This is a genomic window from Pseudovibrio axinellae (assembly GCF_900110875.1).
Taxonomy (GTDB): Bacteria; Pseudomonadota; Alphaproteobacteria; order Rhizobiales; family Stappiaceae; genus Pseudovibrio; species Pseudovibrio axinellae.
In genome coordinates this window covers 730,575-755,995 of the sequence record NZ_FOFM01000002.1, presented here as the reverse complement: position 1 = coordinate 755,995, position 25,421 = coordinate 730,575, and the positions used below count along the sequence as shown (strand labels likewise).

General features: G+C 49.3%; 24 protein-coding genes. 16 read left to right on the top strand and 8 right to left on the bottom strand.

Going from position 1 to position 25,421, the window contains the following annotated elements; all coding sequences use genetic code 11:
- Positions 1–181: 181 nt before the first annotated feature.
- Positions 182–313 (bottom strand): hypothetical protein, encoded by a 132-nt coding sequence (locus tag BMZ51_RS24615; RefSeq protein ID WP_275078206.1) that lies wholly within the window; start codon positions 311–313, stop codon positions 182–184.
- 242 nt (positions 314–555) lie between these two features.
- Between BMZ51_RS24615 and BMZ51_RS08475 the strand changes: the two genes are divergently transcribed.
- Together BMZ51_RS08475 and BMZ51_RS08470 are read left to right on the top strand one after the other, a co-directional pair.
- Positions 556–1,026 carry a cupin domain-containing protein gene (locus tag BMZ51_RS08475; protein WP_082825609.1) on the top strand — a complete coding sequence of 157 codons (471 nt, stop codon included), beginning with the start codon at positions 556–558 and terminating at the stop codon, positions 1,024–1,026.
- Between the two features lie 161 nt (positions 1,027–1,187).
- The gene (locus BMZ51_RS08470) at positions 1,188–1,781 is read left to right on the top strand and encodes an NAD(P)H-dependent oxidoreductase (RefSeq protein WP_068005362.1); all 594 of its coding nucleotides are present in this window, start codon (positions 1,188–1,190) and stop codon (positions 1,779–1,781) included.
- A 70-nt stretch (positions 1,782–1,851) separates the two neighbouring features.
- Here the strand turns inward: BMZ51_RS08470 and BMZ51_RS08465 are convergent, their stop codons facing one another.
- Positions 1,852–2,508 (bottom strand): nucleotidyltransferase family protein, encoded by a 657-nt coding sequence (locus BMZ51_RS08465; protein ID WP_208979362.1) that lies wholly within the window; start codon positions 2,506–2,508, stop codon positions 1,852–1,854.
- Positions 2,509–2,742: 234 nt separating this feature from the next.
- The gene (locus BMZ51_RS08460) at positions 2,743–3,414 is read right to left on the bottom strand and encodes a nucleotidyltransferase family protein (protein ID WP_068005364.1); all 672 of its coding nucleotides are present in this window, start codon (positions 3,412–3,414) and stop codon (positions 2,743–2,745) included.
- 389 nt (positions 3,415–3,803) lie between these two features.
- Here BMZ51_RS08460 and pyrC point away from each other — a divergent pair, with 389 nt between their 5' ends.
- The 4 genes from pyrC to BMZ51_RS08440 all read left to right on the top strand — a co-directional run bounded on the left by pyrC (position 3,804) and on the right by BMZ51_RS08440 (position 6,775).
- Positions 3,804–4,850, top strand: a complete 1,047-nt coding sequence (gene pyrC, locus BMZ51_RS08455) for a dihydroorotase (protein WP_068005366.1) — start codon at positions 3,804–3,806, stop codon at positions 4,848–4,850.
- A 134-nt stretch (positions 4,851–4,984) separates the two neighbouring features.
- Positions 4,985–5,680: an orotate phosphoribosyltransferase gene (locus tag BMZ51_RS08450; protein ID WP_068005368.1), complete on the top strand. Its 696-nt coding sequence runs from the start codon at positions 4,985–4,987 to the stop codon at positions 5,678–5,680.
- A gap of 334 nt (positions 5,681–6,014) precedes the next feature.
- Positions 6,015–6,326 (top strand): hypothetical protein, encoded by a 312-nt coding sequence (locus BMZ51_RS08445; RefSeq protein ID WP_074881922.1) that lies wholly within the window; start codon positions 6,015–6,017, stop codon positions 6,324–6,326.
- 23 nt (positions 6,327–6,349) lie between these two features.
- On the top strand, positions 6,350–6,775 hold the full coding sequence (locus BMZ51_RS08440; RefSeq protein WP_068005369.1) for a cysteine rich repeat-containing protein: 426 nt from the start codon (positions 6,350–6,352) through the stop codon (positions 6,773–6,775).
- Between the two features lie 51 nt (positions 6,776–6,826).
- Here the strand turns inward: BMZ51_RS08440 and BMZ51_RS08435 are convergent, their stop codons facing one another.
- Complete coding sequence (locus tag BMZ51_RS08435) at positions 6,827–7,420, bottom strand: DJ-1/PfpI family protein (protein ID WP_068005370.1); 594 nt, start codon at positions 7,418–7,420, stop codon at positions 6,827–6,829.
- Positions 7,421–7,665: 245 nt separating this feature from the next.
- On the opposite strand from BMZ51_RS08435, the gene BMZ51_RS08430 reads away from it, so the two are divergent.
- Positions 7,666–8,142, top strand: coding sequence for a hypothetical protein (locus tag BMZ51_RS08430; protein WP_139201352.1), 477 nt, complete (start codon positions 7,666–7,668; stop codon positions 8,140–8,142).
- On the opposite strand, the gene gltS is transcribed toward BMZ51_RS08430, so the two are convergent.
- Positions 8,143–9,360 (bottom strand): sodium/glutamate symporter, encoded by a 1,218-nt coding sequence (gene gltS / locus BMZ51_RS08425; RefSeq protein ID WP_068005374.1) that lies wholly within the window; start codon positions 9,358–9,360, stop codon positions 8,143–8,145. It lies immediately after the preceding gene.
- 202 nt (positions 9,361–9,562) lie between these two features.
- Here gltS and BMZ51_RS08420 point away from each other — a divergent pair, with 202 nt between their 5' ends.
- Both BMZ51_RS08420 and BMZ51_RS08415 read left to right on the top strand, forming a co-directional pair.
- Positions 9,563–10,381, top strand: coding sequence for a class I SAM-dependent methyltransferase (locus BMZ51_RS08420; protein ID WP_068005376.1), 819 nt, complete (start codon positions 9,563–9,565; stop codon positions 10,379–10,381).
- Positions 10,382–10,553: 172 nt separating this feature from the next.
- The gene (locus tag BMZ51_RS08415) at positions 10,554–11,519 is read left to right on the top strand and encodes a 2Fe-2S iron-sulfur cluster binding domain-containing protein (protein ID WP_068005377.1); all 966 of its coding nucleotides are present in this window, start codon (positions 10,554–10,556) and stop codon (positions 11,517–11,519) included.
- A gap of 54 nt (positions 11,520–11,573) precedes the next feature.
- Here the strand turns inward: BMZ51_RS08415 and BMZ51_RS08410 are convergent, their stop codons facing one another.
- A complete protein-coding gene (locus tag BMZ51_RS08410) occupies positions 11,574–14,486 on the bottom strand; it encodes a putative bifunctional diguanylate cyclase/phosphodiesterase (RefSeq protein ID WP_068005379.1) in 2,913 nt (970 codons plus the stop codon).
- A gap of 196 nt (positions 14,487–14,682) precedes the next feature.
- A complete protein-coding gene (locus tag BMZ51_RS08405) occupies positions 14,683–15,147 on the bottom strand; it encodes an RrF2 family transcriptional regulator (RefSeq protein ID WP_208979361.1) in 465 nt (154 codons plus the stop codon).
- Positions 15,148–15,480: 333 nt separating this feature from the next.
- Here BMZ51_RS08405 and BMZ51_RS08400 point away from each other — a divergent pair, with 333 nt between their 5' ends.
- The 6 genes from BMZ51_RS08400 (at position 15,481) to BMZ51_RS08375 (ending at position 22,439) form a co-directional block, all read left to right on the top strand.
- Entirely contained in the window at positions 15,481–16,815 is a 1,335-nt protein-coding gene (locus BMZ51_RS08400) for a globin-coupled sensor protein (RefSeq protein WP_074881920.1), read from the top strand.
- Positions 16,816–17,251: 436 nt separating this feature from the next.
- Positions 17,252–18,598, top strand: coding sequence for a substrate-binding protein (locus BMZ51_RS08395; protein WP_068005381.1), 1,347 nt, complete (start codon positions 17,252–17,254; stop codon positions 18,596–18,598).
- Positions 18,599–18,717: 119 nt separating this feature from the next.
- Positions 18,718–19,746, top strand: a complete 1,029-nt coding sequence (locus BMZ51_RS08390; RefSeq protein ID WP_068005383.1) for a branched-chain amino acid ABC transporter permease — start codon at positions 18,718–18,720, stop codon at positions 19,744–19,746.
- 39 nt (positions 19,747–19,785) lie between these two features.
- A complete protein-coding gene (locus BMZ51_RS08385) occupies positions 19,786–20,895 on the top strand; it encodes a branched-chain amino acid ABC transporter permease (RefSeq protein ID WP_244271375.1) in 1,110 nt (369 codons plus the stop codon).
- A 12-nt stretch (positions 20,896–20,907) separates the two neighbouring features.
- A complete protein-coding gene (locus tag BMZ51_RS08380; protein ID WP_068005387.1) occupies positions 20,908–21,663 on the top strand; it encodes an ABC transporter ATP-binding protein in 756 nt (251 codons plus the stop codon).
- Complete coding sequence (locus BMZ51_RS08375; RefSeq protein WP_068005389.1) at positions 21,660–22,439, top strand: ABC transporter ATP-binding protein; 780 nt, start codon at positions 21,660–21,662, stop codon at positions 22,437–22,439. Before BMZ51_RS08380 ends, BMZ51_RS08375 begins: the two co-directional genes overlap by 4 nt.
- Before the next feature lie 292 nt (positions 22,440–22,731).
- Here BMZ51_RS08375 and BMZ51_RS08370 read toward each other — a convergent pair whose 3' ends face one another.
- Positions 22,732–23,727: a hypothetical protein gene (locus BMZ51_RS08370; RefSeq protein WP_208979360.1), complete on the bottom strand. Its 996-nt coding sequence runs from the start codon at positions 23,725–23,727 to the stop codon at positions 22,732–22,734.
- Between the two features lie 357 nt (positions 23,728–24,084).
- Between BMZ51_RS08370 and BMZ51_RS08365 the strand changes: the two genes are divergently transcribed.
- Positions 24,085–25,350 (top strand): cyclic nucleotide-binding domain-containing protein, encoded by a 1,266-nt coding sequence (locus tag BMZ51_RS08365; RefSeq protein WP_068005393.1) that lies wholly within the window; start codon positions 24,085–24,087, stop codon positions 25,348–25,350.
- The last annotated feature ends 71 nt before the right edge of the window (positions 25,351–25,421 follow it).

Here is a 25,421-nt window from a genome sequence, read left to right as displayed (position 1 = left end):
TGTCAGTTATTCCGTAACAGTAACTTGTTGCCAAGCTACTCGCGAATAACCGCCGTCCACGTTTCTCTTCCTATCATATTCAATTGTCAATGAACCGGGCTCTCACCCTATACTCAAAAGAGTAAATCACTTAGTTCAGATCATCTCTAATCCGCCTAAGCAATCAATCCTTTCGAGCAACTCAAGAGCGAAGCGTCCCGTCGCCGGCAGCACCGTCGCTCTCGATGAGCTGGGTTATAGGCCTGAGCGTGCGAACCGTCAACCCAAAAATGTCAGAAAATACAGAAACATCGCGTCCCCGTGTGTAAAACATTCCTAATCGGCAGAAACCCGCCATTCCAACTCTGAAACCAACTTTAACAGACAAATACAGGCTCACAACATCACCTTAACGGAAGGTGCGTACCTTGATTGAACGTATCTCTCTTTTCCTCTTCAATGCCGTTTCGACAAGTTTTAGGCAGTCTTTAAATCGTCGGTTCAACAAGCGTTGAATTTGCTCAGGCCTAGCTTAAACACCTGGGGTATCGTCTAGGCAGAGACTTGGAGAGAACTATGAAGATATCGGCACTCATCATAACCGCCTCACTTTCCATCGGCTTTGCGACTTCTCTGGTCCACGCTGGCCAATGCCCTCCCGGAAAAGAAGGTTCTGCCATTGATAGTCGTGCACCTACTCAGAACTACCTCGTCGCCACACAAGAACTCGATGCCATCGACCTTGGGCGTGAGAATGTCGCTATCAAAGATCATCAACTGCGGATGCGCACGATTACGGTTCAACCCGGTGGCCATGTTATGTTGCACGGGCATGAGAATCGTCCGGCTCTTGCTCTTGTGACCCAAGGCCAGTTTCTTGAGTATAGTAATGAATGCCGTGAACCTGTTGTTCACCGCCTTGGTGATGTGATCAACGAAAACTCTAACGTCCAGCACTGGGTTAAAAATGATGGTGACACACCGGCAGTCCTGACGGTCTCTGATATCCTTGATGTAAGTGACACTCAGCAGGGAAACTTTAAATAGCGTTATTGCTGTGCACTTAGGGGATTTGTCGGGCAAGTTTGGCTGGATTTTTGCTTCACACTGTTTTGTGTCATCATAGGCTTGCACCTGAGCCTTCTCTGCTGTGCTCCTTATAAGATGTAGCTTATGCTGGCCGTTGAACCTTAAAACTGGGCGACTTCATGCATGTCCTGATTGTTTTTTGTCACCCGAACCCGGAGAGCTTCAGCAAGGCAGTGCTCAATCAGGTGTTACAAACGCTTGGCGACGAACATGTAAGCTTCGATCTCATTGACCTTTATCGTGATGGATTTCAGCCAGTCCTCTCCAAGGATGAGCTGGACGCCTATCTGAACCCCAGCCAGAACCAACAAAGCGTAGAGCCTTATGTCAGTGCTTTAAACAGCTGCGATACGTTGATCTTCATTTACCCTACATGGTGGTATGGCTTGCCTGCGATGATTAAGGGCTGGTTGGATCGCGTGCTGGTGCCTGGCGTTGCCTTCACCCTTACTGCGGATGGTGCACTTAAGCCCAACTTGCAGAACGTGAAGAAGCTTGCCGTTTTTACCAGCTGTGGTGCTTCTCGCTGGCTTACCTTTTTGATGGGTGCCCCCGGTAAACGAACGGTATTGCGCGGCGTTCGCTTAGTTTGCAATCCCAAGGTCAAAACAAAGTACGCAGCCCATTATAATATGGACAGCTCTAGCGATACGTCCCGAAAGCAGCACCTGAGCGTTATTGAACGTAAGACACGCCAGCTTTGCAAAGCATAGAATGCCCCTTCCTATCAACTCTGGCCTAGAGTTCCATTGCAGGCATTGGGGAGGCGCTCATTTACGAAAATCACCTAAATGAAACGCGCGGCCACATGGTTTCCACGCGGCGTAGTTTGATGAGGAAGTCCTCTTCATCGCAGAACGCCAGATTGCGTTCCATTTTCATTGAAAACACGCCTGAAAGTCCAAAGGGCGCCAATACGGAGAATGTATTGTTCGCCTCAAGCCGGACGCCAAGGGCGTATGTTTGAACAGGATCTCTAAGGAGAGCTTCTGGTGTGCAGGTAATGGGAACTTCGTTTTTCAAGCCTACCGTTTCGTGCTGCGTGACATGGCTTGCCTGATTGGACAACTGGACCTGATATGGACCCGTACTTAAGATTTGACGGATGTGGCGCAAATAGGTGACTTCTTTTTCAAGCGCATGCTTTGATGGGTCATAATAAGAGATGTATAGCTGATTGCTGCCCGGTAATGCCGGAGTGCCCTTTAAAGCTGCCCATAAAGGCCACGCAATCGAAGGCCCTGAAATACAACAATCCGGCAGGCGCAGTGATCTGACCCCTTTCATCGCGGCAATCAAATGTGAATTGGACCTCAAAACCAACTCAAGAATGCGTTTGCGATCGTCCTCACTGGCTGTTTGAGGGTCTGCAAGCATTGCTTGATCTAAGTATTCCAAATTCGCATTGGCCAAAGCAGATTGACGCATTGTTTTACGCATAGCCTTGATAACGCCTGCCCGGTTATTTCCATTCTTTCTAAATACTAAAATATTTCAGTGAGATAATCCATTAGGGGGTTAGACCTTGGTAAACATGGCTGAAGAATGGTGACCAGAGGATACTCGTATTTTTACCCAATGTCTCCTCACTGATATTGGTAGGAGCCTACAAACGGCTTGTACTTTAGGGTGAAAGAAAGCCCTTTCCTAGCGAAGCATCAATTGTGTGACACCTCACCACGGCACAATCGTAAGTTCCTGCCAGTCTTCTGTCTGTCGGTGCGCCTTGCGGGTAAACGTCTCTTCATTCGCCAACACTTTATTGGGTAGCAATTGCATCGTGAACATTGCCTCCAACCCAAACGGGGCTTCAATTTGAAGGCGATCATCATCGTGAAGACATGCTGCGACGGAGTGTGTTGTTGATGCGTAATAGAGAAGCGACTCCAACGAACAGCCCAGTTTTGGGTAATCTATCCCAAAGTGGTCAGGAAACCAGAGGTGTACGCGTGCCTGATTGCGGGTTTCAACCTGCAAACCAAGTGGAGCACAGGCCGCAGCAACCTGTGTGATCACACGGTCCTCAGCTTCGTATGAAGTGTCCGTCTCGTCAAAGTAGATCAGATCGTAGTCGTTAATGCCATGGGTTGGATCCCGTCCTGTCAGTGCATTCCAAACACTTTGATAAATCGCACCTGACGCCAACCATGCATCTGGCAGGCGGGCATCGCGAAGGACTTTCAGCAGATCATAAAGCATAGTGGAGCGAATAACGTCTTCTATGAAGTGCACGCACCCCTGTTCACCTGCGCCGTGGCGAACAGGGGCGCGTGATTTTAAGGAGGCGATCTTCTCCTTGGGGGCTGGGTGGCCAGATGGGGATGGTTTGCTTAAAAAGACTGTCATTGGAACAAATATTCTTGCCAGAAAACGCGTGGGACTCACGTATAAAAACGGGAACAAAAAAAGATTCAATCAAGTACATAACAAGAACATTATGATAACTCACTTGCCAGATCAATCCATATAAATTTGGGGCTTGCCCCTTGCCGATAATTGACAGGTAGATTCGCTCTTGAAACCTGCGAAGAGAAGCTTTACGGGAAAGATGTGGATAGGGGTTTATACCTCCTGCTGGGATTTTCGATTTGACGTCGCGCCTTTCGTCTTCACAGCGATTTCCCTAAGCTGCATGTTTATACAGGAGCGGGCAGACCACACTTCTGTCTTGAGATCTGCTGGCAATGGGTTTTAAACCAGACCCGCGTCGCCTCTCGACCATACGGAGCATAATTATGACTGAGACCCGCCTGACCCTTCGACGGCCAGATGACTGGCACCTGCACTTACGTGATGGTGACATGTTGGAGTCAGTTCTTCCTTCCACCTCCGAGAATTTTGGCCGAGCCATCATCATGCCCAATCTGGTGCCACCAGTTGTGACCAGTGCAGATGCTGCAGTTTATCGTGATCGTATTTTGGCTGCATTGCCTGACGGCCATGTCTTTACGCCTTTGATGACGCTTTACTTGACTGAAACGACGGATGCAGACGACCTGGAAGCAGCAGCAAAGTCTGGCCTCATCACTGCCGTAAAACTATACCCAGCGGGGGCAACCACCAACTCTCAAAGTGGCGTGACTGATTTTGACAAGGTAACCGGTGTACTGGAGCGCATGGCTGAAATTGGCCTGCCTTTGCTCGTACACGGTGAAGTTACAACTTCAGACGTGGATATTTTTGACCGGGAAGCAGTGTTCATTGAAACGGTGCTGGACCCTATCCGGCGCAAGTTCCCTACCTTGAAAGTGGTTATGGAGCACATCACCACCGAGGAAGGGGTCAACTATGCCTTATCCGGTGGCGATAACCTGGCGGCGACCATTACCACCCACCACCTAATCATCAATCGCAACGACATTCTTGTTGGCGGGATCAAGCCTCATTTCTACTGCCTACCAGTGGCAAAGCGTGAAAAGCATCGCCTTGCCCTGCGCGCTGCCGCAACTTCTGGCGATGCACGCTTCTTCCTTGGTACAGATAGCGCCCCGCACCTTGACCAAAACAAACTTTGCGAATGTGGTTGTGCAGGTATCTTCTCTGCTGTGAACACAATGAGCTGTCTGGCCCATGTGTTTGAAGAGGAAGGCGCGCTGGACAAGCTGGAAGCGTTTACCTCACTCAACGGCCCGGCGTTTTATGGCATGGCCCCCAATGAGGCCACCATTGATTTGGTGAAGACAGGCGAGAAGGTCAGTTATCCGCCTCATATTCCAACACCGGATGGGCCGGTGACCGTTTTCAATCCAGGATTTGATTTATTCTGGAAGGTAGAAAATTAAAGAAACGTTTCAAAGCAGTTTGCACCTAATATGGCCGGGGCAAGCTGCTTTTTCTTAATATAAATAGGCGCGCTTTGAAAAACTGCGTTTTTTGAAATGCGCTTCGGCCACCTACTGTGACTTGAGGGACTGTGATGTTTTCCAATTCTTTTCCAGACCGTGAAGTGATGGCGGAACTGACCGCCAAGATGCTTATGGAAATCAAGGCGGTGAACTTCCGTCCAGAAGAGCCTTACATACTGGCATCTGGCCTTGCGAGCCCGGTTTACATCGACTGCCGCAAGTTGATCTCCTACCCGCGCATTCGTGGCACCTTGATGGAGTTTGCCGTAGCAACATTGCTGCGCGACGCTGGCTTTGAAAAGTTTGACGCCATTGCGGGCGGTGAAACCGCTGGTATTCCTTTTGCAGCATGGATTGCAGACAAGATGGCATTGCCAATGCAATACGTGCGTAAAAAGCCGAAAGGGTATGGCCGCGACGCGCAGATTGAAGGCGATATCCATGAAGGCCAGAACGTGCTGTTGGTGGAAGACCTGACCACGGACGGAGGCTCTAAGATCAAGTTCTGTGAAGCGCTACGTACCGCTGGGGCAGAGGTGACTGACACTCTGGTTGTATTTTACTACGACATCTTCCCGGAGACGAAGGGCAAGCTGGCTGAGCATGGCGTGAACCTGCACTACCTTGCCACTTGGCACGACATTTTGAAGGTGTGCCGCACCAACAACTACTTCACCACTGAAAAGCTGAATGAAGTAGAAAAGTTCCTTCACAACCCACTGGAATGGTCCGCTGCCAACGGCGGTGTGAGCGAGCTTCCGCTCTAACAACCCCTTGGTTGAGCCGAGTTATTAAACTTCAAAACGCAGGGCTTTTGCTCTGCGTTTTTCATTCGTGGCCTTGCACCACATGCTATTATCGAAAGCTAGATATTTGTAAAAATTGATAGTTTAAACCCATCAAGTTTTGATGCTGACTTGAGCTGGACTGGGCTCAAGCGCCTCTAGGATAGGTATATCTAAAACACGAATTGCACGCGAAACAGAACCCTAAGCTTTGTGCCCAAGCATGCGCCAGAATGCGGCGGAAAGCGGTACAAGCTGAAAAATGACCCGTTGGCCCTGCGTAAGCCCGATAGAATTATCAAACAGGGAGACAGCTATGCGGATGCATTTACTTGCGGCAGCGGTTATCGCGTTCTCGGTAGGTTATACCAGCCCGGTCGAATTTTCTTCTGTTCCAGCCAGCGCGGGACTCTTCTTATCAATTGGCCAAGCCAATGCTCAAAATGCCCAGCGCAACACTGCCAGACGCACGGCGCGCCGCACATCTCGCAGGACAAACGCCTATGTCAACTACCGTCAGTCGATATCGGGATGCAGGCCTTACAACGCTTACTACAATTGCGGCGGCGTCTATTACCGTGCTGTCCAACAAAATGGCGCAACTGTTTACGTTGTCGTGAACCCCTAATTCCGCACTACTGGAGAACAAATATGATCAAATTCATTGGCTCCATCTTCATTAGCCTCGTGTTCATGACACTGGCTTTCAGTCATGCTGCACTTTCCAACGAGCCAGCTCCGGGTGTTTTGGAAGCATGTGAGACAGAAATCACGTCCTATTGCGAGAAAGTAAATCCAGGAAACGGACGCCTCTTCGCCTGCATGTATGCGCATGAAGATCAGCTTAGCGCGCAATGTGCCAACTCGATTGATGATTTCGCAGATGCAATGGACCTTCTCTTTGCAAACGCAAACGAGGCACTCGCCATATGTGCACCTGACATTGAGACACAGTGTTCAGAGGTGGACATGGGTGGAGGCCGGATTCTAACATGTTTAAAAGAGAACCAAGCCAACGTCTCCACTGGTTGTCAGGAGGTTATTGAAGCCTTCGGCGAACAGTACGGCGTGAACTGATCTAATACCCTAGCATCAGTGCCCCGACAATTCGGAGCACTGATTTGGGACTTAACTCATAAGCTCTTGCGTGTGCTGCGTATGTTCAGCTGCAAGCATAGCTCTGAATTGTTGAAGCGCGTCAGCATTCAGCCCGGCAGCCTCAAATACTGCAGCTGAGAATGAGACTGGCGCAATTCCAGGCGCTGAAATCACGTTGCCAGCAGAGATGGCAACGGCGCTGTCACAGTAATTCTGCTCGCCAGTATAGTGCTGTACATTTTGCTTTAGATAAACTGCGTTGTTTGAGGTGTGAGCAACCTCATTGAGAAGGCCTGCTCTGGCCAGCGCAAGTGTTCCACCACAAATACCTGAGACAGTGACACCCTTTTCGTGATGCGATTGAAGCAGGCTGGAAATATCAGGGGCCTTCTCGCTCTCCCAAATCGTCCCCCCGACCACTACAATCACATTGGGTTGAAACCCCTTGATCTCATCCAAAGTGCGCAAAACAATGGCAGTCAGCCCACCCTGAGATGTCAGCTCTTCAGCTTCCGGGGCAAAAAATTCAACTTGCATGTTAAAAAACGGGCCGCCTGTTCCGGCAATCAAAGCATATTCCCAGTCTGCAAACCCCTGGGTAAGGATCACTGCGATTTTTGACATATTCAATATCCTATAGATACTCTAACCAGCCTGCGAGGCACAGGCCTGAATCAATATACGTTCACTATATGTTCTATCTCTCAGTTCGCCAAGAGTTTCTTTTCGGCAAGCCATTGCGCGCTTCCTCCCTCCCCTCCCTTGTTAGGCAGATACCTTTGATCTGAACTACTAAGTCAGATCCCAGGGATTTATGAATTGTCATAGATGTGATGCGGTAGGGCGTTCTGTTCAAAGGGGAGGCACACATGAGGCGATGGAAACTGCCTATGCAAGCTGTGATAGCGGCACTGATGCTGGCCTGCTCCGCTCTTGTTGCTTTCTCAATGGATGGAAAGCCACCACAACGCTATCCGGAACTGGTTGGACAATGGGTCGTTGTCAAAAAGGACGCGGTGTACTGGCACCGGGATATCCAAAGCCAGGAAAATGGCCCCTCCCACTTACGCATAGATGAACAAACGGGGCCTGTGCTGGAAGGGGTTTTCTTTTGGCAAGTCGGCCCCGGCTCTGGCCGCGATCATAATGGAATCTCAGAGGTTTCGAAGTCAAAAGAGCCAGTGATTGGCATGATTGGCTGGGACGGTGTTTCCGTAACCTTGGTGGAACACCCCGACAGTGGCACAATGCAAGGTCGTGTAATCAACTCTGACACCATGGAGTTATTGCACTATGAGGCAGGGCCTTATGCAACTATCTCGCGCTATCTGCTCGTGCGGCCTTGATCAGAGGCCCGACAGGCTTGAAATTACCCAGGTATTCATCAAGTCGATGAAGAATCCGCAGGTCAAAGGCACGATGAGGAAGGCCTTGGGCGAGGCACCAAACTGACGCGTTACGGACGTCATGTTCAACACCGCAGTGGCCGTTGAACCAAGCGCAATTCCGCCAAAGCCGGCTGAAATAACTGCCGCATCATAGTCTTTACCCATAGCGATAAACACGACGAAGAGAGCATACACAATCGCAAGAGCGATTTGCAGCGACATCACAAGTGCAACAAAGCCCATAAATTGCCAGACAACGAGCAAGTCCATTGTCATCAACGCAATGCTCAGGAAGATCCCCAAAGAGATGTCCGAGATCATGGCCATGCCTTTTTCACGGCCAACATTGTCGAAGTTCCGGAACAATAAGCGGCCAATGTTATTGATAAGGATACCAACAACGAGAACCGGGACGAAGACAGGGATAACAACACCAGCCTCTTCCAATGCCAGATACAGTATGTACCCTAAGAAAATCGCAAGGTTGATGAAGAAGACCGCCCCCAACACATCGTAGTAATGCAAGGTCAGTTTGCCGTCATCCTTGAAGCTCTGGCCAACGGCCTCTTCGGTACTTCTGGAGCCTGACAGCTTGTGCCTCTTCATTAAGTACTGAGCGATCGGGCCGCCGATGATACAGGCAGACACAATGCCAACAGTGTTACATGCAATGCCGATTTCCTGAGCGTTTGTAATGCCGAGCTCAGATGCAAAGATCGGCGCCCAAGCAAGCGTCGTACCGACACCACCAGACAATGAAACCGACCCTGCGATGATACCAGTATGAATTGGGTAGCCATAAACACTAGCGGCTCCCATACCTACAAAATTTTGGATTCCCAAGAACACGGAGGAGATGATGATTAATATTACCAGCGGTTTACCGCCGGTAAGAAGATCACTCACTTTAGCGCGAAGACCGATTGCGGCGAAGAAGTACACGAGAAAAAAATCGATAGGCCCCGTCGAGAACTTGAGTTTAATTCCCCACCAAACTGTGAGCACAGTTACCAAGACCGCACAGAGAACCCCTCCCGCCAGAGGGTCGGGAATAGTGAGTTTGCGTAATGCCTTATTCCTTCGAACGAGCTCACGTCCGACAAACAAAACTAAGATTGCGATTGTAATGGTCGTGAATGCATCAATCTCAATTAGTTCGGGTTGCGCGCCTTCCATATGAACCTCACTGCTCACCAGCCTTGGTTCTATCAGCTCAGCTTCACCTCTGATTTAAAAGTGATCAGCGTATTTTAATCGACGTGGTCAATTTAACTTACTCTGGCGCATCAATAAAACCTTATGCATCGCATAGATTTTGATAGAGTTATTGTGTAAGGAAGACCCTTAACTTCAATCTTACAACGGCTAACCTGTCACCATGACAAAAATTGACAATGAAGCACTTGCCGAAGCGTATAACCGAGCCTTGGACTTGGAGAAAGCCGGCAAGTTTGATGAGGCAGCAGAAGCCTATAAGCAAGTCCTAGAACTGGACCCTGAAGATCATGGGGGTGTCGTCGTTCGCCTTGCAAGCATGGGCAAGGGCCAAGCGCCTTCTAAAGCCCCTGATGCGTATGTGAGCACGCTCTTTGACCAGCATGCTGAAGTCTTCGACATGGTACTGGTTGATCAGCTTGGTTATTCCGTGCCGTTGATGGTACGCGACAGAATCGAGAAGCTAGAGCTTGGACCATTCAAGCGGCTTCTGGACCTGGGGTGTGGTACAGGTCTTTCCGGCGCAGCACTGCATGATTTTGTCCCGCACAAAACCGGCGTCGACATTGCAGAGGGCATGGTTGAAATTGCAGACGAAAAGGAAATCTATGATGACCTCTACGTTGGCGAAGTCGTTGAGTTTTTAAAGGTTGATGAAGACGAGCGATGGGACCTCATCGTCGCCACTGATGTTCTGCCATATATGGGCGAGTTGGAAGAGTTTTTTGCCGGTGTTGCCAGTAACATTGCACAAAAGGGCGTCTTCGCATTCTCTTCTGAAACACAGCCTGCAGACGTATTGGGCACTCAGCAGTTTGCGGTTGGCAAATACCATCGCTTTGCACATGCTGAAAGCTATATTCGTGACCTGCTGGCCAAGAATAATTTCTCCGTCCTCGATCTTTCTCCAATCACAGTTCGCTCTGAGCAAGGTGAGCCGGTGCCCGGGCATCTCGTCATAGCAACATTTGACAAGGATTAAGGCGTCAAAGATAACTACAAATAGCCGCGTGACTACTTATCGTTAAAATTGTGATAATCACGTACATGATTCAGAATTTTATCTGGTATTCAACCTGTGATTTTATAAGTTTAACGCGCTTAGAACAGCCAATCACCTATCCGGAGCAACACGGGTGTCCATGAACAGCACTATGGCGACTATCACTATCAATGGCACCGTCGTTCGGGCCGAGATTGATACCCCCCTCCTGGATGCTGTCAAACAAAGTGGCATGGCCTTGCAGTGCGACTGTGGGAATAACACGTGTGAGAGCACGCGCCTTACAGTCGTGTCTGGCACCGTGAATGCTAACGGAACGCAGCTGAAAAGCACCGTGCTGGCTTGCAAAGCGACCGTCATAGGTGATGCGGAAATCAGAGTACCAGTCACATCTGAGTTGCAAGCGCTCAAGGGCAATGTTTCTGCATTTCGCCGGGTTTCTGAAGACCTCATCGAATTACGCCTAAGCTTCACAAAACCCATTTCGTGGCGTCCTGGCCAGTATTATCATGTTGATTTTCGGGGCCAGGTGCAGGTGAACCTGTTCGCCAGTTTTGCTTTGGATGCTGGTACTGAGTTTAACACGCTGATCTTCTTCATTGAGCGGGCAACCACGCCTGATCTTTTTGAGATGCTGACAAAAAAGAGCGACTTTAAGGGACGTGTTGGTATTATCGGCCCTTATGGCTCGTCGTTCCTTGGACATGATGACGAACGACTCATCATGGTTGCAGGTGAGAACAGCTTGGCACCTATCTGGGCCATCGCGTTGAGCTCTGTCATGGGACAGCCACGGCGCGAGAAAGTGCTTATTCTTGATCGTTCCCTGAAAGAAGACAAGTTTCAGCAGGCATTTAACTGGCTTAATCACCGGGGTGTCCATCTGATATTTGCCGACCTTCAAAGCGACAATGCAAAGGAAATTATAAAAACACTGCTTCCAGACCTGACAGAGTTTGACATGGCTTATGTGGCTGGTTCCTTTGAGTTTTTAGCAGGTCTTGAGAGTGTATTTGTCGACGCACAGGCGACCTATGCACGTATTCCTAACTTCCAATCGTGGGACCTTGCTTCAAACCGGGAAGACAACACCGCCGCGATGGAACCTGCAGAATAATCACGACCTAGACACCAGCCTATGCCTGCGCAGCGATGACAACGCCAACGTGACCTACTGTTTTGTTTTGTTTTGCTTCTTGTTGACTTGGTCTTCTAGTGAGATTCCGTTCGCCTCTCCCAACATCCAGACCAACGCCTGGTTTGGGGGAGATGGTTTACCAAAATAATAGCCCTGTGCCTCAGTGCACCCTTCTGCTTTCAGCTGCTCTGCAATTTCTTTAGTTTCCACGCCTTCCGCTGTGGTCACAATACCAAGGCTATTTGCCAGATCGATCACCGAATTTACGATGAAACGAGCGTCATCATCCTTGCTCATACTCATCACGAAGGATCTATCGACTTTAATTCTGTCAAACGGAAAGCGGCGAAGTGTACTCAAAGACGAGTAGCCAGTCCCAAAATCATCCATAGAGATTTTGACACCGCCTTCCTGTAGCTTTGCCAAGGTTTGGCGAACACGCAAATGATCTGCCAACAGCATTGTCTCCGTCACCTCCAACTCAAGACGCCCTGGGTCCAGCCCGGTGCGTGTCAGCACATCATCAACCACGGGAAGAAGCTGTTCGCAGTAAATCTGCCGAGGAGAAAGGTTCACTGACAGATTTACCGGCTTAGGCCAGGAGGCTGCAAGAAAGCATGCTTCTTCCAACACCCAGGCACCAATTTCGAGAATGAGGCCGGTTTCCTCTGCCAGAGGGATAAACTCAATTGGAGAAATGAAGCCATAACGCGAGTGGTTCCATCGCAACAAAGCTTCAAAGCCGGAGATTTCTCCATTTTCAAGCGTCACTTGCGGCTGGAAATAGACCTCCAGCTCTCGGTTGGCAGTTGCCTTATACAGATCAGTGATCAAGGTCTGGCGTTGCTTAATCTTGGCAGCCATATCATCCTCAAAGAAGCGATAGGTGCTGCGGCCATCGTTTTTGGCCTGATACAGGGCAAGATCTGCAAACCGGATCAGCTCATCAACATTTTGGTGTCTTTTGCTAAACATCGCAATGCCAACGCTCGCCGCAACAACAATCTCATGCCCTTCCAAAAAGCACGGAGATGCAACAACCTTGAGAATTTCCTTGGCGATATTTTCGAGTTCATCGCGGGAGGCCGGAAGTTTTGACAGGATAGCGAACTCATCGCCGCCGAGACGGGCAACCATCTCTTTGTTGCTCACTTGCTCTCGCAAAATTTTGGCGACATGGCACAAAAGCTTGTCGCCAACTGCATGCCCCAGGGAATCATTGATCGTTTTAAACTCATCAAGGTCGATCCATAAGATTCCAAACTGCTCATCTTGCTCAAGAGCTGCTTGCTTCATTTCCTGCAAACGCTCATTCAAAAGAAGCCGGTTGGGGAGTTTAGTGAGTGCATCGTGCGTCGCCAAATAGCTCAGATGATCACTGATGCGCTGCCTGTCGGTGATATCTTCAAAAATTGCAACCCACCCACCGCCATCCTGGGGTTCAAGGGTCATTAGAATAACCTGTTCACTTTGCAATATCAGTGTGAACGTACTGCGCATTGTACTGGGCCACAGCTGTTGAGCGACGGAGATTTGGTCTCTCTCCTCAAATGAGGGTTCCGCCAGAGGCATTGTTTCGACCATTTCATCCCATGTTGTGCCAATTTTCGCATCACCCCGCGCACAGCCGAAAATATCATCGAAGCGTTGATTATACGCGATCAGTCTTTTCTGTGTGTCGAACATGCACAATCCATGAGACATATTGTTCAAAGCCGCATCGAACAACGTATTCTGCTTTACCAGCTCTTGCTCTTTCTTACGTAACTCCTTGTTTGTTTTCTGGATATTCAGACGTAGACTGTCACGTTCACGCGCGGACGCCTGCAGCACTTTAACGGCACGTGCAATCTCGCCCACCTCATCCATTCTTCGGGTTCCTTCGACCCGAACATCAAAGTTGCCGCCAGCGACATCGGAAAGCGCGTCAGCGATCCTCTGCAGTGGCTGGGACATTTTTCGAGACACAAACAAGGCAACGATGAAGATGATGAAGCAGGCCGCAAATCCCAGTACGATCAACCTTTCAAGGGTCTGCCCGCTGGTTTCCTCTCCTACATTACGAAGCCGCTGTTGCGCGTCCAGCAATGCTTCCAAGGGTTTGAAGGCGCAAATAACAAGAGGTGGAGGGCCGTCATCGCAAAACTCAAACGCGGTATTCAAGATTTTAAGTCTGTCCAGGCTTCCCGGTTTTTGCAGTGCTTGAACTGGTACGTTTGGCGAGGCGCCTACCAGCTTATCGTCATAGAAAATCGCGATCTCTGCCCCAGAGATCTGGCTATATTCATTTATTACCTCAGAGTTAAAGGGAAACCACCTTTGGGCAACCAATGCACCACGCCACTTTGTTCCCGGGTCGACCAGCGAAGAATATAGCACCTGCGAGACACCTGTCGAGGGTTCTCGCGGTAACAGCGGGTCAAACTGCGTTGCAGGCAGCAATGTGTATCTTATTGCCGGTCCCTTACCTATTGCAGGCCTCCAAATCGTACTCGGCGTGTGCTTCAGTTGAACTTTTAGGAGTTGCTTTTGTAACAGGCCAGGATCTTCGCGCTTGGAGGCTCCAACAATCTGCCCCCGATAGTTTAGAAGAATGATTGCATCCAGCGGAGTGCCTTCTTGAACCAGCGATAAGATATTCACATCACCAGCCCATACGCGTGTTTCAGCAGCTTTTACAATATCACCTTTTCCGCCAATCGCGGAAAGGCTGGCTGCCGTCTCGTCTAACTGCGACTGAATACGGTGGCGTACCAGGACCACGTCTCGCTCAAGCGCTGCTGAAAACTGGTTCTCCGCGATTTGGGAGAGTTGCCCACTTTGCAGTTCCAGCGTTCTTTCCCACTGAATAACAACAAGAAATGTGAGAGCGAGGTAAGATAGAGCAATAGCGACAACTGAGATGATTGCCAGTTTAAGAGAAATTGAGTACCTGACTCGTCTCATAAAAATTGCCTGCGCCGAACAATTCGCTAGTGCCCAAAATGGACAAAACCCTGTGCCGATAGGTACAGAGTTCACATAAACATGGCATGATTTTCGCGAAACAGTCTTAAGCAGGCGTGAGCACTGCGAGATAATGATCACTCTCAGTTAATGCTCACGAAACCCAGTTATTCAAATTTTGATTTATTGCTTTTATTTATGCAGAGAGCTTGAGCGTGCGGTCTGTATCTGCTCCAACACTCGTTTTAATTTCTTCTGCATTTTCAATTATTTGCGTGAGAAAAATTGAATCCAACTCTCCCATAAATGAATCCAATGCTCCCTTTAGCTTACCCCTGAACCTGCACACACCAGCTAAGGGGCATGATTTTGTCGTGTTACAGGAAAAGCACTCCACAAGTGCGAAGTTATCTTCAACAGTGCGGATAAGTTTGCCGATGTTTATGGAAGCAGGAGCATGTGCAAGCATGAGCCCACCTAAGCGCCCACGACGAGACTTGATATACCCTTTTCGGTTCAATATCTGCACGACCTTGGCGACCTGCGGACGCCCAGTGTTGGTTGCCTCAGACAAGCGATCAATCGTCCACTTGTCGTTCCGGTTGACAGCCATGAGCATCAAAATGCGAACCGCTACATCTGTCATCCCAGTTAACTTCATAGGTACCTCAACCTTACTCCAAAGCTGAAAATGCTTTTTATATTGAATTTTACTAAAAACATTAGAGCTATCATTTTTATTGCCTAGCGCTGGTCATATACTACAAGAAAGCAGTACTCATAGGGGAACATTGATCTTTATCAAAAATTATCAAAATATAAATGCAATTTACGCCTGCAAGCACCCTACCAATTACGATAGGTAAATAGAGCTAATCTTCCATACCTAGACTAATTATTTTAGTTTGTGCTTTTTTTATTCTGAGAATGACACATTCCCATGAACAACAACCCAAAGAAGTAAAAACGATAATTCAACAGGTATCGAATTTTAATGAGTGACACTATTGAGGGTCGGCTTAGGTATCACTGTATATCTTTGTCAGAACTGGAAGAATTACGAAATTCCAAAGAAATCATTATGAAGATCATGCCAAGCGTTTTGGATGATTTCTACAATCACATACGGAGCTTTCCAGAAACTCTAGCTATATTCGAAAATGATGCTCATATGGCTCATGCAAAGAGTAAGCAGCTTGAGCATTGGGGGCTCATTTGCAGCGGTGAGCTTGATCAGCATTATGCAGATTCTGTTCAGCGCATTGGCAGGACGCATCAGCGCCTGGGCTTGACCCCCAGATGGTATATTGGTGCTTATAGTTGTTTGGGCAGTTTGTTGAATGCAGCTCTAAGCAATCAGGCAACAATACGCATTTTCTCACGCGCTCAGCGGTCAGCTAGAAACCTCCAGGGTATCCTTCATAAGGTTATTTTGCTGGATATGGACCTTGCACTCACTGTCTATGATCAGACTGGCGCAGAAATCCGCCAAGCCTTTCTGCGTAAGTTAGTAGACAGCTTTGAGGGGTCTGTCGGACACGTTGCAAGTTCCATCACAAATACCGCCGATGATTTGCATGGCTCTGCGAAGTCTCTTTCCCAAACGGCTGATTTAACCAACCAGATTAGCTCTGACGTGGCAACCACGTCCATCGACGCATCGCAGAATGTAGATGCTGTGCGCAGCGCGACAGAAGAACTGGGACTGGCAATTTCCGAAATTGCAGAGCAGGTCCATAAAACGACGATTACTGCTACAAACGCTACGGAAGCATCAACAAAAGCATTTGAACAGGTAAGCCGCCTTTCGAATGTCGCAATTGAGATTGGTGATATTATTGATTTAATTAATAAGATCTCCGAGCAAACCCACCTTCTTGCGCTTAATGCAACGATTGAGGCGGCACGGGCTGGCGAGCTGGGCAAGGGCTTTGCTGTCGTCGCACACGAGGTGAAATCTCTTGCAGAACAAACTGCAAGTGCAACGGTAAAGATCAGCGCGCAGATCTCTGGAATTCAAGAGAGCACAACTGAGTCGAAACAGGCAATTTCTGATATCAAAGACGTCATTTCAGAGATGAGCCTAAGTGCCAATGCAATTGCCAGTGCAGTAGAACAACAAGGTATCGCTACTCATTCGATTGCTTCTAACATCAGCGATGCTGCGGCAGGGACAACACAGGTTTCTCAAAGCATCGGACAGGTGCAAGCGGCGGCTATGCAAACCGACACAACAGCGATCAGCGTTTTAGATGCAGCTGCAGTTTTATCTCAGCAAGCTTGCGATCTAAAAGCCTCGGTTCGGCATTTCCTAAGTGATTTAAAGTAAGCAACGCACTTGCACACATAACATACTGCACCACGAGATAGCCGATGTTTGTTTTTCAACTAAACAACGAACATCGGCTATCCTCGTTAGGGGGCACACGCTGGTGTTTTCCCTTAACTCTGCGTTCTAAGGCCACATTTCGGAAATTACGCAGAATGAATTAAATTAATCAAAGTTAAGTTTGCGCTGCAACACAATACTAAAATCAATATAGACAAAAGAATTACAGTATCTCCTATACTAATAACTAGCATTAACCTTTGGTTTAAAAACCATAAGTCGAATTGCGATTCATATTACTAACCAACTACGATTTACTCTGCGTGATATGTGTAATGTTTCCAGCGAAAGATCGTGAGACTTCACATAAGGTTCTGGGGAGGACGGGGCCTGTTCACGCTCCAAAACTGGGCAGTATGCCTTTCGGGAGGATTTCATGAGTAATTTTCGCAGGCCGATTAATCGGCGTAGTCTATTAAAGGCGGGTGCAGCCAGCGGACTGGTTCTTGCAACGCCAACGATTATTACACGTAATGCATGGGCGGATACAAACTTCCGCAATGACCCTACCAATTCTAAGAGCGTTACATTTGGTTTCAACGTTCCACAAACCGGCGCCTATGCCGATGAAGGCGCTGACGAATTGCGTGCATACCAACTCGCCGTTAAACACCTGAATGGTGAAGGTGATGGTGGCATGTTGAACACCATGAAGCCCCTTTCCCTGGAAGGGAACGGTATTCTTGGAAAGAAGGTTGAGTATGTAACTGGAGATACTCAGACCAAGTCTGATGCTGCACGTGCCTCTGCCAAGCGTATGGTGGAAAAAGACGGCGTTATCATGTGGTCTGGAGGTTCATCCTCTGGTGTTGCGATTGCTCAACAATCTTTGGCCCAGGAAATGGGCATCGTGTTCATGTGTGGCCTGACACACTCCAACGACACCACCGGTAAAGACAAGCGCCGTTATGGTTTCCGCCACTTCTTCAACGCCTATATGTCCGGAGCAGCTCTGGGCCCAGTGCTTGAAAAGCAAATGGGCAAGGATCGCCGTGCTTACCATCTGACTGCCGACTACACATGGGGCTGGACACAGGAAGAATCTATCGCCAACACCACAGAAGGCCTTGGCTGGGAGACCGTCAACAAAGTACGTACCCCGCTAGGTGCCGGTGACTTCTCGCAGTACATTGCTCCTGTTCTGAACTCTGGCGCAGATGTGTTGATCCTGAACCACTACGGTAAGGACATGATCAACTCTCTGACACAGGCTGTTCAGTTTGGCCTGCGTGACAAGCTGGTGAACGGCAAGAACTTTGAGATCATCGTACCGCTCTACTCCCGTCTCATGGCACAAGGTGCTGGCGAGAACATCAAAGGTATTTACGGAACGACCAACTGGAACTGGTCTTTGCAGGATGAAGGTTCAAAAGCCTTCGTTAAGTCGTTTGGTCAGGAATATGGTTTCCCACCATCCCAGGCTGCACACACCTGTTACGTTCAAACGCTGCTTTATGCAGATGCCTGTGAGCGTGCTGGCACCTTTAACCCTGCTGAAGTCATCAAGGCTTTGGAAGACCATCAGTTTGACGGAATGGGGAACGGTCCAACCCTTTACCGCGGCGCTGATCACCAGTGCTTCAAAGATGTGTTGGTTGTGAAGGGTAACGAGAACGCAACGTCTCGCTTTGACCTTCTTGAAGTTGTCGAAGTCACACCATCTGCTCAGGTCACCTATGACCCAGAAATCTTTGGTGGTGAGCTTGGACCTTACAAGGTCTAACAAAAACCTTTGCCCGGCTGCATCACGTCTGCAGCCGGGTCATGGCTCCCTCATGAACGGTTGACTTGCCGCAGTGGATGCCTTGCACCCTCTCACAGACATAGAAGGGAGAAGGGCCGATGGATGCCATCGTTCTTCAAATTCTCAACGGCCTTGATAAGGGCGGTGCCTACGCACTGATCGCGTTGGGCCTGACGCTTATTTTTGGGACACTTGGAGTTGTAAACTTCGCCCATGGGGCGTTGTTTATGCTGGGCGCCTTCTGCGCAGTGGCATTCAACCATGTGATAAGCCTAGAGCAAGTCGTTGTCGATCCGACCAAAATAACGGCATGGGGCACTCCTTTAGAAACCCGCACACCTTACATAGAAGTCTGGCTGGGTGACACGGGAACGACACTGCTCAACTACTCAGTTCCCTTGTCAATTTTGCTTGCAGTTCCACTCATGCTGCTCTTCGGGTATGTGATGGAGCGCGGACTGATCCGGCATTTTTACAAGCGCCCGCATGCGGAACAGATTTTGGTGACATTTGGCCTTGCCATCGTGCTGCAAGAGATTGTGAAGTCATATTTCGGCGCAAACCCAATTCCGCAGGCTGCACCAGACGTCGTGCGTGGTGCGATGGATTTGGGTACACTGATCGGCTTTGACCCCGGCACTATTGTTTACCCGCAATGGCGTATTGTTTATCTCTTCTTCTCGCTTGGCATAATCGGTTCAGTGTTCGCATTCCTACAGTTTACCACCTTTGGTATGGTTGTTCGTGCAGGCATGGCTGACCGAGAAACTGTTGGTTTTCTTGGCATCAATATCGAGCGACGTTTCACCCTTGTTTTCGCCATTGCTGCCATGGTCGCAGGACTGGCCGGAGTGATGTACACGCCAATTTTGCCGCCTGACTACCACATGGGCATGGACTTTCTTGTGCTCTCCTTTGTTGTGGTTGTGGTTGGCGGTATGGGCTCGTTGCCCGGCGCTGTTTCTGCCGGCTTTCTCCTTGGTATTTTGCAGAGCTTTGCGAGTATGAACGAGGTGAAAACCATTCTGCCAGGCATCGACCAAATCATTATCTACCTTGTTGCAGTTATTATCCTTCTGGTTCGTCCGCGTGGACTGATGGGCCGCAAGGGCGTGATGGAGACCTGAGCTATGTTGACCAAAGTTACTCCTCGCTCAGACCTTCTCATGTTTGTGTTGTTTACACTTGCTATTCTCGCAATGCCTCTTTGGTTGGCCCCTATTGGAGCCGGATATCCGGACCTTTTGCAGAAGTTCGCGATTTTTGGGTTGTTTGCCCTTGGTTTCAACATTCTGTTTGGCCTGACCGGATACCTGAGCTTTGGCCATGCGGTGTTTCTTGGCGTGGGATCGTACGCAGCTGTGTGGAGCTTTAAGTTACTGGGCATGAACCCATTGCCAGCACTGCTGTTTTCAGTTGTCTTTTCAGCACTGTTTGCGTTGGCCATCGGGTTTATTTCTCTGCGCCGGTCCGGGATCTACTTCTCAATCCTGACGCTCGCTTTTGCGCAGATGAGTTATAATCTGGCGTACTCGGTGCTCACCCCAATCACCAATGGGGAAACCGGCCTACGTGTGTTGCAGTCTGATCCCCGGTTACTGGATGGGTCTGGGTCAGATACCGGTCCGTTGATCTCTCGCCTGTTTGGTATCGAGATGACTGGCTACTCCGGCTTCTATTTCTGCGCAGTACTGCTCATCGTGGGGTTTTACATCTCACAACGGATCTTCCGTAGTCCCTTTGGCATGATGCTTCGGGCAGTAAAATCCAACCAAAACCGTATGAGCTACACCGGATTAAACACGCGCCCCTACACGCTCGCAGCCTTTGTAATCTCTGGGGTATTTGCCGGTGTTGCAGGTGGTTTGCTGGCTGTAACAGATCCCTTAGCTGGGGCAGAACGCATGCAGTGGACAGCCTCTGGTGAGGTGGTTTTGATGACCATTCTTGGCGGCGCTGGCACCTTGTTGGGTCCAATCCTGGGTGCAGGCCTTATCAAATACTTTGAGAATATTTTCTCAGCTTACAACGAGCAAACACTACATGCGATCTTCTCTTTCCTACCAGATGTTATTGAAGCGCCTGTTGTCAGTATCGCTGGATTGTTTGTTGGTGAGGGTTGGCACCTGACGCTTGGCCTGTTGTTCATGGTGGTCGTGATCTTCCTGCCTGGCGGTATCATGGAAGGCTTGAACAGAATTTCCAAGATATTCTCTCGCAGCAAACCTAAGCCCAAATTCACCAGCAGTTCACAGTCTGCTGCGGCGGCGGAATAAAGAGAGGCAACCATGGAAATTCTTAATGTATCCAACGTGAACAAGCGCTTTGGCGGCCTTAAAGCACTCGATGAAGTGAACCTTTCTGTCGAACAAGGGCATGTTCACGCGATTATCGGGCCCAATGGTGCCGGCAAATCTACATTGCTGAACTGCTTTGTCGGGCGACTTATTCCTGATAGTGGCTCGGTTACCTTTTTGGGAAAGGATCTTATTGGGGCAAAGCCTCATGAGATCAATCAGATAGGCGTTTCCCGTGTGTTTCAGACACCCGAGATCTTTGGTGACCTGACACTTCTGGATAACATCATGATCCCGACGCTCGCAAAACGGGATGGCGCGTTTTCTCTTAATGCATGGGCCCGCGTTGATGGGCTTGGAGAAATTCGGGATAAAGCCCTTCACATGCTTGAGGATGTGGGGCTTGCTGAAAAGAAGGGCATGATCGCAGACTCTCTTTCGCGCGGTGACAAGCGCCGACTGGAGCTGGCGATGTGTCTGGTTCAGGACCCTAAACTGCTTTTGCTGGACGAGCCGACAGCCGGTATGTCTCGTGCAGATACAAACAACACCATCGACCTGCTGAAGCGGATCGGCGAGCGCGGTATTACCAAGATCGTCATTGAACACGACATGCATGTGGTGTTTTCGCTTGCCAGCAAGATCAGTGTGTTAGCGCAAGGCACGGTTATTGCCGAAGGAAAACCAGAGGATATTAAAGGCGATCCTCGGGTTCAAGAAGCATACCTTGGAGGGGCACACGTATGACCATAATCGACGATCAGTTTAAAGGTGTCACCGCTCCTGGGATATCACCTGTGCGGGCAAAAGGTGGGGCACCGGCCTATTTTTCTGCTTGGGACCTGCATGCCTACTACGGCGAAAGCTATATTGTTCAAGGTGTTAGCTTTGACATCCGTGAAGGCGAGATCCTTGCTCTGCTTGGACGCAACGGGGCGGGTAAAACATCTACGCTGCGGGCTATTGCAAGGGCCAGTGACCCACAATTAACCCATGGTGAAATCTGGCTGGACCACCAACCCATTCACGAGATGCCTAATTATCTGGCCGCGCAAAACGGTATTCAGCTGGTGCAGGAAGATCGCCGGATTATCCAAGGCCTAACGGTCGAAGAGAACCTTCAGCTTGCTCAGATCTCAGGGCCTCACGGTTGGTCCATTGAGCGCATTTATGATCACTTCCCCCGCCTTGCAGAGCGTGCAAAGCAAGAGGCAGTGACCATGTCTGGCGGTGAACAGCAAATGCTGGCTTTGGCCCGTGCTCTGGCGCGGGATGTAAAGCTGCTATTATTGGACGAGCCTTATGAAGGTCTGGCGCCAGTGATTGTTCAGGAAATTGAACGCATTCTCGTTAATGTGAAAGAGCTTGGCATCACAACAATTATTGTCGAACAAAATGCTGTTGCAGCTCTGCACCTTGCGGACCGTGCAGTCATTTTGGACATGGGCGAAGTGGTATTTGATGGAACTGCGCAAGAGGTTTTGGACAACGAAGAACTTCGCCAGACCTATCTGGCTATCTAAGGCGGGTTGTTTTTCATCAGGGCCAAGCAAACTTTTCTGAGATTTCACATTCGAGCGTATTTTAGCCTAAAATCCGGGCTCACCCTAGAAAATACGTAGTGATGCCCACAAAGGTCAGCTCCAGAAAAGCAGCCTGAGTTAGCTTAAAAGCTCAACATTGCTTGACGGCATATTCCAGAGCACTTTGCTGCATGGGCCGGAATATTGCTAGAGTTCCTCCAAGGGCTATTGAGCCTGCACCTGAGCCAGAGGATTATGTCCTCTGGCTTTTTTTATTGGCAAATACGCCCCTTTAAAGGGTACTTAAAAACTCCTGATAGCTTACCGGCGTTTGATGAACAGGCTTACGACCTTGGAAACGGTTCTTCCAAAAGCTCAGGAAGAGACTAGAGAAGTCAAACGCCCTTGCCAGTATGTCGTCTCGTTCCTGAAGCAAGCGCTCTTTGGTTAGCTCTTTCCAGTCTTCTATTATGACGACTGGCAGGTCCACGAAAAGTGGATTCAAGCCCGAAGATTTGACGATCGGGATCGCACCAAGAAACAGGGCTTCCCATGTACGGTGACAATCCATTCCTTCTCCAAAGGGACTGATTGTGAAGAGAAACTGTGCGTTTTTCCGCCAGGATTGGTCTCGCGGCAGGTGATCGCTCTCGTAGTATGCAACGCTATCATCCGCCACATCCAGCACCTCGCGTCGATCTCCCCGGTGCACTGCATGATGCCAATTACAATAGCCGCGGATTTCTCTTGAGCGCAGCGGCGGAGCCATTGAGACGATTTGCCGTAATCGCTCCTCCTGCTCAAGAGGGGACTGGAACGCGCCCCATGCATGGGATTTTCGCTGTGTCAGAGTGTGATAGTCCAGCCCAATTGGGAGATTGAAGAGCTTGTCGTGTTTAATGGTCAAATTTTGAGCGAACCATGCAACAAGCAGCGGGTGATTGAGCAAATTTTGCAGATCAAGCGGAGGTAAGGCGTTTGGCAGCGATACATCCGCTCCAATCGGCAAGTCACTGTCGCCACTTAACAGCACGAATGGCTCGCGAATTTGCGTCAATTTAGTGCGCACAAAGTCCGGTAGTGCATCTGTTGTGATGTAGAGCGTTGCGCCTTTTTTATGCTGTTCAAGTAAGTCTTGATCAAGGGCTGGTATCGACGACTTTAGCTTACGGTTGCGGGAAACACAGCACTTTGCAAAGCCCCTGCTGGAGATGAACTTGCAGCAGGTCTCCTCCCTGTTTCGTGGCATCCATTGATAGGACTTGTAGTTTAGCAATGACAAGGCCAAACAACCCTCTCGAAGTTTCCGTAGGTATCTAAGCGCAGCTTGTTCAAAGGCGCCATTCTCAGATATTTCCCATTAATTCCGATAGGTCCATCTTCGCAGGCAGATGTCTTTCCTCAGTCTCCCGTAGCACGCGCTGACCATTGTTTACGCCGCTGCTGGTGCTTAATCAGCCTTCTCTCAATTCTTGTATTCGATAAGCAGTCAATTGAATGGAACTTGAACGGTCACGTTAGCACAGGATTACCATTAATAACCAAATAACAGGCAAGTTGGGTCACGTGGGGTAGTTTCCGGCGCAACACTAATCTATCTACTGGTCGCTGATCCAATCTGGGTTCTACGAGGAAAAACCAATTCATGAGCTCCTTGACCTGGCGCGAAGACAACCGTGGCGAACTTAGTGCTCCAAACGCCCCACAACTCCGCGCAGTGTGCGAGGACAATACAGCTCAACATCGTGCTCAATTGCGTCAGAAGCTATTAGACCTTGGAATGCAGGCACCGCGAGCTATTTCTGAAGCTGTCGACTGCGCTAAATTTCATGTTGTCAAAGCCGACGAGATCCTACTCGCTCAAGGCGGGATCGCTGATCGTCTATTTGTTGTTCTGGAAGGCGAGTTGGAGGTCTTTAAACAAGATCCAGATGGTACCGAGACTGTCCATGGACGACTGTTTTCCGGCGATGTTGCAGGGAAGTTAGCCTATGTTCGAGCGCAAACAGGGCCGCAACGCATGCTGGCCAGCGTTCGTGCCAAGAAAGACACAGTCGTCGCGTCTCTAAGCTGGAACCACTATGGTACGCTTGAAACTTCGATTGAAACCAATCTCTCAGTTTATCGCTGTTTTTCACAACAAGCTGCTCATCAGCTGGAGCAAAGCAGTACCTATGTGCTTGAGGAAAGCAAAATCAATGCGCAGCGTGTACAAACCTTTGCGGTGTTGCTGGCAACAATCCTGTTCGTTATGTCCTCGTATGCGTTGTTCGTAGCTCTCTACCTCCACTCCTTTAACGATAGCAATTATAGCTTCGCCGCCATGACACTTTACACCGTACCTGCGAACCTTATTACTGTCGCGATCTTGGTGCTTAACCTCAAAAAGCTCGCTTTGCCACGGCAAACATTCGGCTTGGATTTCAGCAACCTGGCAGGCCAGTTCACCTACGGTATCGTCATGACCATTCCTGTTATTTTTCTTATGGCAGGCGTGCGCTATCTGTTGGACCCGAGTGTGAATGTGTTCTCATTTCACTTTCTAGTGCATCAAGTACAGGGGCCATTTGATGGATGGAAGGAGTTTGCCTTTGCTTCCTTTTATGCACTGGTGATGTGCCCCGGCCAGCAGTTTATTGTTCGTTGTGGCGTGCAGGTTCCTATTTCCTGGGGGCTAGGTCCCAATAAATTGTCCTCCGCGCTTTGGGGCAATCTCGCAGCCTCTCTTGCCTTTGCCAGTATGCACGTCCTTTACTCCAATCTTGCTGTCTTTCTTACCCTTTTTGCCAGCTTATATTGGGGGGTGATGTTTCAGTACCGCCGCTCGTGGATTGCAGTCGCTACGGGTCATGCTATTTCTGGAATTGCAGCGTTTTATTGGTTTGGCCTGCTACACCTTGCTCAACCCTAGGAGGGCTGAGCTCACCTTTGCGGAACTTCTCCTTGGTTTTCACAGGTGTTTGCCAAGGAGGGCTTTCTGCA